The 9,550-nt window shown below is 72.4% G+C and carries 7 protein-coding genes; all 7 read left to right on the top strand.

All coding sequences use genetic code 11. The features are described from left to right. The first annotated feature begins 361 nt into the window (after nucleotides 1-361). The 7 genes from thrC to ACLBX9_RS32140 all read left to right on the top strand — a co-directional run bounded on the left by thrC (nucleotide 362) and on the right by ACLBX9_RS32140 (nucleotide 9,531). Entirely contained in the window at nucleotides 362-1,774 is a 1,413-nt protein-coding gene (gene thrC, locus ACLBX9_RS32170) for a threonine synthase (protein ID WP_010687051.1), read from the top strand. A gap of 7 nt (nucleotides 1,775-1,781) precedes the next feature. Continuing rightward, nucleotides 1,782-3,077 carry a M16 family metallopeptidase gene (locus tag ACLBX9_RS32165; protein WP_447721748.1) on the top strand — a complete coding sequence of 432 codons (1,296 nt, stop codon included), beginning with the start codon at nucleotides 1,782-1,784 and terminating at the stop codon, nucleotides 3,075-3,077. 403 nt (nucleotides 3,078-3,480) lie between these two features. After that, the gene (locus ACLBX9_RS32160) at nucleotides 3,481-6,357 is read left to right on the top strand and encodes an EAL domain-containing protein (protein WP_432419922.1); all 2,877 of its coding nucleotides are present in this window, start codon (nucleotides 3,481-3,483) and stop codon (nucleotides 6,355-6,357) included. 77 nt (nucleotides 6,358-6,434) lie between these two features. Further along, nucleotides 6,435-6,848 carry a globin family protein gene (locus ACLBX9_RS32155; RefSeq protein ID WP_010687048.1) on the top strand — a complete coding sequence of 138 codons (414 nt, stop codon included), beginning with the start codon at nucleotides 6,435-6,437 and terminating at the stop codon, nucleotides 6,846-6,848. A gap of 97 nt (nucleotides 6,849-6,945) precedes the next feature. Continuing rightward, nucleotides 6,946-7,311 (top strand): hypothetical protein, encoded by a 366-nt coding sequence (locus ACLBX9_RS32150; RefSeq protein WP_039894764.1) that lies wholly within the window; start codon nucleotides 6,946-6,948, stop codon nucleotides 7,309-7,311. 13 nt (nucleotides 7,312-7,324) lie between these two features. Continuing rightward, a complete protein-coding gene (locus ACLBX9_RS32145) occupies nucleotides 7,325-8,263 on the top strand; it encodes a ferredoxin--NAD(+) reductase (RefSeq protein WP_039894742.1) in 939 nt (312 codons plus the stop codon). Nucleotides 8,264-8,469: 206 nt separating this feature from the next. Next, the gene (locus ACLBX9_RS32140) at nucleotides 8,470-9,531 is read left to right on the top strand and encodes a hypothetical protein (RefSeq protein ID WP_447721747.1); all 1,062 of its coding nucleotides are present in this window, start codon (nucleotides 8,470-8,472) and stop codon (nucleotides 9,529-9,531) included. Nucleotides 9,532-9,550: the final 19 nt, after the last annotated feature.

The raw sequence follows: 9,550 nt of genomic DNA, 5'->3' as shown, positions 1-9,550 counted from the left end.
GGCGGAGGCGGGGGCGCGCCGGCCTCGGGCCCGGGCCGCGGCCCGCCGGGTGGCGGCGGCGTCTGCGCGAGGGCCACGGTGCCGGACAGCAGGGCCGCGACGCCCGCGAGGGCGATGATTCGGGTCATGTCGGCTCTCTCTTGAGGATCGTCCGCCCCGCCGGCGGATGTGCCGCGGGGCGGACAGGCCGATATCCGCGGCGGTCGAACCGGCCCTGAACCGCCGCGTTCAGCCCCGGTTAAAGCCGGGCCCGCGCTCCGGACAGACCGGCCGCGCGGCACGGGAGGCGCCCGGGAGGCGCCCGCCTTTCGACAGGTCCGCCGGCATCGTGTAGAGGGAGCGCCTTCCCTCGGAGGACCCTGTGCTCCACGTCTCGACTCGCGGCGAGGCCGCGCCGCTCTCGTTCTCGGATGCGCTCCTGGCGGGCCTCGCCCGCGACGGCGGGCTCTACGTGCCGCAGACCTGGCCGCAGATCGGCCGCCCGGAGATCGCCGCCCTGGCGGGCCGGCCCTACGCGGAGGCCGCCAAGCGGGTGCTGCGCCCGCTGATCGACGGTGACATCGCCGGCCCCGACCTCGACCGGATGATCGAGGCCGCCTACGCGACGTTCCGCCACCCGGCGGTCTGCCCGCTGACCCAGCTCGACGACAACCTGTTCCTGCTGGAGCTCTTCCACGGGCCGACGCTCGCCTTCAAGGACGTGGCGATGCAGCTGCTCGGGCGGCTGATGGACCACGTGCTGGCCGCGCGCGGCGCCCGCGCCACCATCGTGGGCGCCACCTCGGGCGACACCGGCTCGGCGGCGGTCGAGGCCTTCGGCGGGCTCGAACGCGTCGACGTGTTCATCCTCTACCCGCACGGGCGGGTCTCGGAGGTGCAGCGGCGGCAGATGACCTCGGTGCCGGCGCAGAACGTCCACGCGCTGGCCGTCGACGGCACGTTCGACGATTGCCAGAACCTCGTCAAAGCCCTGTTCCAGCACGCCGACTTCGCCGATTCCGTGCGCCTGTCGGGGGTCAACTCGATCAACTGGGCCCGGGTGGCGGCGCAGGCCGTGTACTACTTCACCAGCGCGGTGGCGCTGGGCTCGCCGCACCGGCCGGTCTCCTTCGCGGTGCCGACCGGAAATTTCGGCGACGTGCTCGCCGGCTGGGTCGCCAAGCAGATGGGCCTGCCGGTCGGGCGTCTGATGATCGGCACCAACGCCAACGACATCCTGGTGCGCACCCTGGAGCACGGCGCCTACGCGCTGCGCGGCGTGGTGCCCACCACCTCACCCTCCATGGACATCCAGATTTCTTCGAACTTCGAGCGGCTGCTGTTCGAGGCGCTGGGGCGCGACGCCTCCGCCCTGTCGCGGCTGATGGCCGGGCTGAAGCAGTCCGGCGGGTTCTCGCTGAGCCCCGAGGTTCTCGCCACGGTCCGCTCCGAATTCGACGCCGTCGCGGTGCCGGAGCCCGACGTGATGGAAGAGATCGCCCTGACCCAGGCCGCCACCGGCGTGGTGCTCGATCCCCACAGCGCCATCGGCGTGCGGGCCGGGCGGCGGCTCCTGGAGCAGGATCCGGCGACCCCCGTGGTGGCGCTCGGCACCGCGCATCCCGCAAAATTCCCGGACGCGGTCGCCAAGGCCACGGGCGGCCTGCGCCCGCCCCTGCCCCCGCACCTCGCCGACCTGATGGACCGGCCGGAGCGCCTGACCCGGGTGGGGAACGACCAGGCCGCCGTGGAAAAGCTCATCCGCGAGCGCGCCCGCATCACGAGGGGCGCGTGAGCCGGCGATGAACCAGCATTTCTCCACGCACGCCGCCTCGCCGTCGCTGCGGACCACGCGGCTCGACAACGGCGTCACGGTGGTGACCGAGCCGATGCCGGGCGTCGCCACCGCGAGCCTCGGCGTCTGGGTCGGGGCGGGCTCGCGCAACGAGCGGGCCGACGAGGCGGGGCTGTCCCACCTCATCGAGCACATGGCGTTCAAGGGCACCCGCACCCGGTCGGCGCAGAAGATCGCGGAGGAGATCGAGAATGTCGGCGGCGAGATCAACGCCGCGACCTCCACGGAGGGGACGAGCTACACCGCCCGGGTGCTCGGCGAGGATGCCGGCCTCGCCCTCGACGTGATCGGCGACATCCTGACCGATTCGGTGTTCGACGCGGGCGAGCTCGCCCGGGAGAAGGGCGTGATCCTGCAGGAATACGCCGCCGTCGAGGACACCCCCGACGACGTGGTCTACGACGCCTTCACGGAGGCCGCCTTCCCGGACCAGCCGGTCGGCCGGCCGATCCTCGGGCGGCCCGAGACGATCCGGAGCTTCGACGAGGCTGGGATCCGCGCCTACCTCGACCGGGAATACACGCCGGACCGGATCGTGGTGGCCGGCGCCGGGGCCGTGACCCACGAGGCGATCGTGGCGGCGGCCGAGCGCCATTTCGGGGGCCGGCCCGCCAGATCCGCCCCCGAGGCCGTGCCGGGCGTCTACGGCGGCGGCGAGCGGCGGATGCCGCGCAAGCTCGAGCAGGCCAACGTGGTGATCGGCCTGCCGGGCCTCTCCTTCCGGGACGAGGGCTACTACGCGCTGCACATGTTCGCGCAGGTGCTGGGCGGCGGCCTGACCTCCCGGCTCTGGCAGGAGGTGCGCGAGACCCGCGGCCTCGCCTACGAGATCCAGGCCTTCCACTGGCCGTTCTCCGATTGCGGGCTGTTCGGCATCGGCGCCGGCACCGCCGGGGCGGACCTGCCCGAGCTCGTCGACGTGACGCTGGCGGCCACCGCCCGGGCGGCCCGCGACCTCGACGCCACCGAGATCGCCCGCGCCAAGGCGCAGCTCAAGGTGTCGCTGCTCTCGGCGCTGGAGACCCCGGGCGGCCGCATCGAGCGCAACGCGCGCCAGATCCTGGCCTGGGGCCGGGTGATTCCCGCCGGGGAGGTGATCGACAAGGTCGATGCCGTCACGGTCGAGGACGTGCGGACGGCCGCCGTCGCGATGCTGCGGGGCACGCCGACGCTGGCGGCGATCGGGCCGATCCGCAAGCTGCCCGCCCTCGACCGGATCGCGGGCGCGCTCCGGGGGGCGTGAAGCCTGCCGGATCCCTCGATCTCCAACGCGCCGCACAACGCGACGAAGATCCAACCCATCTCCCTCATCCTGTGGTGCCGAAGCGAAGCGAAGGCCTCGAAGGAGCCCTCCAGAAGGCGCTGTGATCCCTGGAAGGCTCCTTCGAGGCGGCTTCGCCGCACCTCAGGATGAGGGGGCGGGTTGGGGACTCGGAGCCGAACAGGCTCTGAGTGGCTCCTGATCATGCCCCGGAATCCCCTTCCCCGCCTCACCCAACTTGATTTGGCCGCAAAGGGGCGCGATCCGCGCTCTGTGGACCGCGCCCAGGGATCTTGCCCCAGGTTAGGCCCGCGCCTATCGATCGAGGCCGCCCGGGCGGCTGACGCCGCTTCTCGCACGGCCGGACACCCAGACACCCTTGCGCATCCTCGCCCTCCTCCTGACCCTGGTTGGCGGTCTCGTCGGTGCCCTCGCGCTCAGCGGGCCCGCCCGGGCCGTGGAGGCGGTGCGCGTCACCCTCGACGCCCCGGTGATCGACCTGACCTCGGCGATCGAGCGCTACCGCTCGGACGGCGACCTGATCCAGATCTCCACGGCGCCCGGCAAGGACGGGATCGTCCGCCGCATCGTCGTGAAGGCCCGCGATGCCGGCGCCCGGCCCGACTGGATCGTGTTCGCGCTCACCAACGACACCGACGAACAGATCGACCGCATCCTCGTCGCCCCGCATTTCCGGCTGGTCGATTCCGGGGTGATCTGGCCCGATCTCGGCGGCTCGCGGATCGCCGCCATCACGGCGAGCCAGGGCATCCGCCCGGAGCGGGACGAGAACCCCGAGGCCGACCAGTTCACCATCACGCTCGATCCCGGCACCACCGTCACGTACGTCGCCGAATTGCGCGGCGCCAACATCCCCCAGCTCCACCTCTGGGATCAGGACGCCTACCGCCGGAAGGCCGCCGGCCTGACCCTCTACAAGGGCATCATCATCGGCATCAGCGGGTTGCTGGCGCTGTTCCTGACCATCGTGTTCGTGGTCAAGGGCGCGATCATCTTCCCCGCCGCCGCCGCGCTGGCGTGGTCGGTGCTGGCCTATGCCTGCATCGATTTCGGCTTCCTGCAGCGGGTCTTCCCGGTCACCGAACTCGCCGAGCGGGTCTACCGGGCCTCCGCCGAGGCGGTGCTCGGGGCGACGCTGCTGGTCTTCCTGTTCGCCTATCTCAACCTCGCCCGCTGGCACGTGCGCTACAGCCACGTGGCGTTCTTCTGGCTGGCCTTCCTGGCGGGCCTCGTGGGGCTCGCGGTGTTCGACCCGCCGGTGGCGGCGGGGGTGGCGCGCATCTCCATCGCGGCGGTCGCCGGCATCGGGCTGCTGCTGATCCTCTACCTCGCCGCCCATAACGGCTACGACCGGGCGATCCTGCTGGTGCCGACCTGGCTGCTGCTCGTGGTCTGGGTGACGGCGGCGGGCTTCGCGGTCACCGGCCAGATCGGCAGCGACCTCGTGCAGCCGGCCCTCATCGGCGGCCTCGTGCTGATCGTGATGCTGATCGGCTTCACGGTGCTCCAGCACGCCTTCGCGGGGGGCGGGCTGAGCCACGCCCTCGTCTCCGACACCGAGCGCCGGGCGCTGGCGCTGACCGGCGCGGGCGACGTGGTGTTCGACTGGGACGTGCCCGCCGACCGGGTCTTCGTCGGCCCGGAGATCGAGGCCCAGCTCGGCCTCGCCCGCGGCACCCTGGAGGGGCCGGCGACCAACTGGCTCGGCGCGCTCCACCCCTTCGACGTGGAGCGCTACTCGGCCGCCCTCGACACGGTGATCGAGGAGCGGCGCGGCCGCATCGTCCACGATTTCCGCCTGCGCTCGGAGGCCGGCACGTTCTTCTGGTACCGGCTGAAGGCGCGGCCGGTGATCGGCGCCGACGGCGAGGTGATCCGGGTGGTCGGCACCATCGCGGACGTGACCGAGATCAAGACCGCCGAGGAGCGCCTGCTCCACGACGCCGTGCACGACAGCCTCACCGGCCTGCCGAACCGCGAATTGTTCGGCGACCGCCTCGACGCGGCCCTCGCCTTCGCCGGCCAGGACCAGCGCCTCAAGCCCACCGTGATCGTGCTCGACGTCGACCGGTTCAAGGGCATCAACGACGCGATCGGCCTCTCGGCGGGCGACTCGATCCTGCTGACCCTGTCGCGCCGCCTCGGCCGCCTGCTGCGGCCGCAGGACACGCTGGCCCGGGTGGCGGGCGACGAGTTCGCGGTGATCCTGCTCTCCGAGCGCGACCCCGACCGGATCCTGGCCTTCGCCGAGATGATCCGCCGGGCGATCGCCACGCCGATCACCTACGCGGACCGCGAGATCTTCCTGACCGTCTCGATCGGGCTCGCGCTCTACGAGGCCGGCGCCAGCCTGAAGCGCGACGAGGTGTTCAAGAGCGCCGAGATCGCCATGATCCAGGCCAAGCGCAACGGCGGCGACCGGATCGAGGTGTTCCGCGCCCACATGCGCACCGACCGCTCGGACCGGCTGATGCTCGAGAGCGACCTGCGCAAGGCGATCGAGCGCAACGAGCTGAAGGTGCTGTTCCTGCCGGTGGTGCGTCTCGAGGACCGCACCGTGGCGGGGTTCGAGACCGTGCTGCGCTGGGACCACCCGAAGCTCGGGCGCGTCCCCGCCTCGACCTTCCTGCCGCTCGCCGAGGAGAGCGGCTTCATCGTCAATCTCGGCATCTTCGCCCTGGAGCGCACCGCCCTGGAACTCGCCGCCTGGCAGCGCTCCCTGGAGGTCGAGCCGCCGATCTTCGCGGCCTGCAACCTGTCCTCGCGCCAGCTCCTGCGCCACGACCTCCTGCACGACGTGAAGACCGTGCTGGCCCGCTCCGGGGCCCTGCCCGGCTCGCTCAAGCTAGAATTCAGCGAGAGCCTCGTGATGGAGAACCCCGAATACGCCGCCCAGATGCTGGCGCGGATCCACGACCTCGGGGCCGGCCTGTGCCTGTCGGATTTCGGCACCGGCTACTCGGCCCTCTCCTATCTCCAGCGCTTCCCGTTCGACACGATCAAGGTCGACGCGACCTTCGTGCGCCAGATCGGCACCGGACAGACCGCGATCCTGCGCTCCATCGTGCGGATGGCGAGCGAACTGAATCTCGCCATCGTGGCGGAGGGCTGCGAATCGGAGGCCGACGCCCAGGCGCTCGCCGGGCTCGGCTGCGAGTACGCCCTCGGCCCCGCCTTCGGCGAGCCCATGACCCTGCTGCAGGCCCGCCAGATCGTCGGCGCGGCGCCGGAGGCGGCCTGATATTGATCTCGGTCAATTTTGCGCCGGCCAGCCACGTGTAATCAGCGAGGGACAGGTATCCTCCGGCCGGTGATGCGATGACGCCCGAACAGATCAAGCGCGTGCAGGACAGTTTCGCGAAGGTGCGGCCGATCGCCGGGACGGCGGCGGACCTGTTCTACGGCCGCCTGTTCGAGATCGCCCCGCAGGTGCGCGGCCTCTTCCCGGACGACATGACCGAGCAGAAGCAGAAGCTGATGGCGATGCTGGGGCTCGCGGTGGCCAACCTGAACCATCCGGAGACGGTCGTGCCGGCGCTCCAGGATCTCGGGCGCAAGCACATCGCGTACGGCACGCGAGCAGCCCATTACGCGCCGGTGGGGGAGGCCCTGCTGTGGACCCTGGAGCAGGGGCTGGGCCCGGACTTCACCCTGGAGGTGCGGGAGGCCTGGGTCGCGACCTACGCGCTCGTCGCCGACGTGATGAAGCAGGCGGCCGCGGAGGCGGCCTGAGCGGGCGGCGCCACCGGTCGGCTTAAGCCCCCCTTAACCATGTCCGATCAAGCTCCTGTTGATGGACGGGCGCTTCGCCCGCGACGGGGATGGTCGGATGGCCGAGGCGGCGAGGCGTAACCAGCAGGCAGGCAGCTCCGACCTCGTGCGCCGCCTGATGGCCCGGCCGGTCCGGCTGGAGCAGCAGGCCCGCACCCGCTTGCCCCCGATGGGCCGCGACCCGCGCCTCTCCGACATCGCCGGGGAGGACCACGCGGACGACCGGGACGAGGCCGAGGAGATCACCCGGCTCGAGACCGAACTCCACGTGGTGAAGGCGGTGCTCCGGGCCCAGCGTCAGGAGGTTGAGGCCCTGCGGGCGCAGCGCCAGCTCCTCACCGACTCCGCCCCGGACGACGATGTCCGCGCGACCCGGGAGCGCTGGGCGGCCCTCGTCGACACGCTCCTCGTCCGCGCCCGCTGATCCGCCGGCAGACATGCGGGGGCAGACCATGGGTGCGCGCTGCTCGCTCGTCGTGAACGGCCGGTCGGTGCGCGTCTCGACCGGCGACACGCCGCTGGAGGCGGCGCTGGCCGAAGGCATGATCGCGCCGCTGCAGGCGCAGCCCGGCAACCTGCTCGCCGGCCAGGGGAGTGCCGCGGCCTCCGGCCGCCGCCACCCGGCCCGCCGGGCCCGGGCCGAGGCCCTCCGGCCGGCCCTCCCGGGCGCTCCGATCCAGGGTCAGGAGGAGGCGGCGCCGCCGCCCGTCGCGGTCCGGAAGGGCACGGTCACGGAGATCCGCCGGCTCAGTCCCGGCATCGTCGAGGTCGTGGCGACCCTGACCCGACGTCCCACCGGAGAGCCGGGCCACCAGGCCCTCGTGACCTTCGCGGGGCTGCCCACGATGACCCTGTGCCCGACCCTGCGGGTCGACGGCGCGGCCGAGATCAACGAGGCGGTGTTCCACCTTGCCCGCGACCCCGAGGGCGACCCGCTCGACGCGCTTCGGCTCGACCAGCCGGTGCGGCTGAAGGGACCTGTCGGCCGGGGGCAGTACCGCGCCGGGGGCGGACGCCTCGTGCTGGTGGCGGCCGGGGCCGGCTTCGGGGCGATCTGGGCGATCGCCCGGGCGGCCCGCTATGTCGAGCCCGCCCGCGAGATGACGCTCGCGGTCGGGGCCCGCGACGCCCTCGACCTCTACATGCGCGAGAGCCTGGACTGGCTGCGCCGCACCGGCGTCGCCCGGATCGTGCTCTGCGCCGACCGCGGCCGCCAGCGTCCGCCGGACGTGCGCTCCGGCCCCCTGAGCGCCCATCTGCCGAGCCTGCGCGCCACCGACGTCGTCCACGTGGCCGGCGATCTCTCGACGGTCGGCGCCGTGCAGGTGCTCGCCGCCACGGTGGGCGCCCGCTGCTACCCGATCCTGCTCGATTAGAGCGCTCTCCGCGCCCGATGGCAGCGCGATCGGGTACGGTCCCGGGAATCGCCGGAACGGCCGCCGCCGGCTTTCGGCGCGAGGCTCGACCGTTGCCGCCTCGCCGCCTTCCTCGCCGCCTTCCGCCTCGACGCCGTGGCACTCCGCTGATACCCGCGCCGAGATGGCCGCCGCGCGACGCCGACCCAGAGCCGATCCGAGTCCCGATGTTCCGCGTCCTCTGCCTCGGCTACAGCGTCACCGAGCTGCCGGGCTATGTCGAGCGGGCCAATGCCCTGGCCGAGGCCGAGGGAAGCCCCGTGACCTTGCTGCGGAGCGGCTGGGGCGGCCACTCCCTGCCCTCCATCGCCTGCCTGATCGACGAGATCCTGGACGCGATCCCCTGCGACTCCGTCCTTCTGGAGCTGTTCACCGGCAATGTCCGCTACTTCGACGGCGCGACCATGCGGGCCTATCTCGACGACATCCTCGCGGCGACCGCCCGGCGGGACCTGCCGGTAGCCTTCCTCAACCTGCACCAGGGCGGCGTCGATTACGCGACCGAGCCCGTGGCCGGCCTGCTCGCGGAGTACCGCGCCCTCTACGGCATCCGGGCCCTCGACGTCGCCGCCCCGGTGGCGGCGGCCGGCGCCGGCGACATCACCTATCTCCTGAAGGACGGGACCCACGTCACGCCGGCCGGCGCCGAACTCTACGGCACCCTGGTCTACAGCTTCCTGCGCGCGCCGCTCCCGGGCCGCGCCTACGTCGCCCGGTTCCGGACCCTGCCGGGCCGGTTCGAATCCCTGCCGCTGCGTACCCGCCCCGACCTGGATTGCCGGTTCGAATTGCGGCGCAACGGCATCCCGCTGCATTTCCTGGAGATCCCCGAGGGCCTGCGCGTCGAGGTCCCGCTCGGGCGTCCCCGCGACGTGATCGGCGTTCTGGTGACCTACGGGCCGCAGGCCGGGACGCTGACGGTCGAGGATCAGACCGGGCGCGCGCACGGCCTCGTGGCCTACGATGAATTCTCCTACTACACGCGGTCGATGTTCCGCAGCGTCCCCCTGCCGGCCGCGCGCCTGCTGAGGATCACGCAGTCGGCGCAGCGCCCGGACATCGCCCTGCGCAAGGGCGCGCCGGATCCGGGCCCGCGGATCGGGCGCGTGTCGCACATCTTCTGCCGACGCCGCCTGAGCCTCTCCGAGCGCGCCGCACGTCTCCGCCACCGCCTCTCGCGCACCCTGCGCCGCATCGCACTGCGGCTCGCGGATGGCCGTGGGGCGTGAGCCCGGTCCTGACCGGAGC

The organism is Methylobacterium sp. A49B (assembly GCF_053346215.1).
Note: the sequence above shows the minus strand (reverse complement) of the source record. Positions and strands in the feature narration are given on the sequence as shown.

Bases quoted from the DNA above. Each gene is read 5' to 3' on its own strand.
- ACLBX9_RS32155 (WP_010687048.1), top strand. From the start codon at position 6,435: ATGACGCCCGAACAGATCAAGCGCGTGCAGGACAGTTTCGCGAAGGTG.
- ACLBX9_RS32165 (WP_447721748.1), top strand. From the start codon at position 1,782: ATGAACCAGCATTTCTCCACGCACGCCGCCTCGCCGTCGCTGCGGACC.
- ACLBX9_RS32140 (WP_447721747.1), top strand. From the start codon at position 8,470: ATGTTCCGCGTCCTCTGCCTCGGCTACAGCGTCACCGAGCTGCCGGGC.
- ACLBX9_RS32145 (WP_039894742.1), top strand. From the start codon at position 7,325: ATGCGGGGGCAGACCATGGGTGCGCGCTGCTCGCTCGTCGTGAACGGC.
- ACLBX9_RS32150 (WP_039894764.1), top strand. From the start codon at position 6,946: ATGGCCGAGGCGGCGAGGCGTAACCAGCAGGCAGGCAGCTCCGACCTC.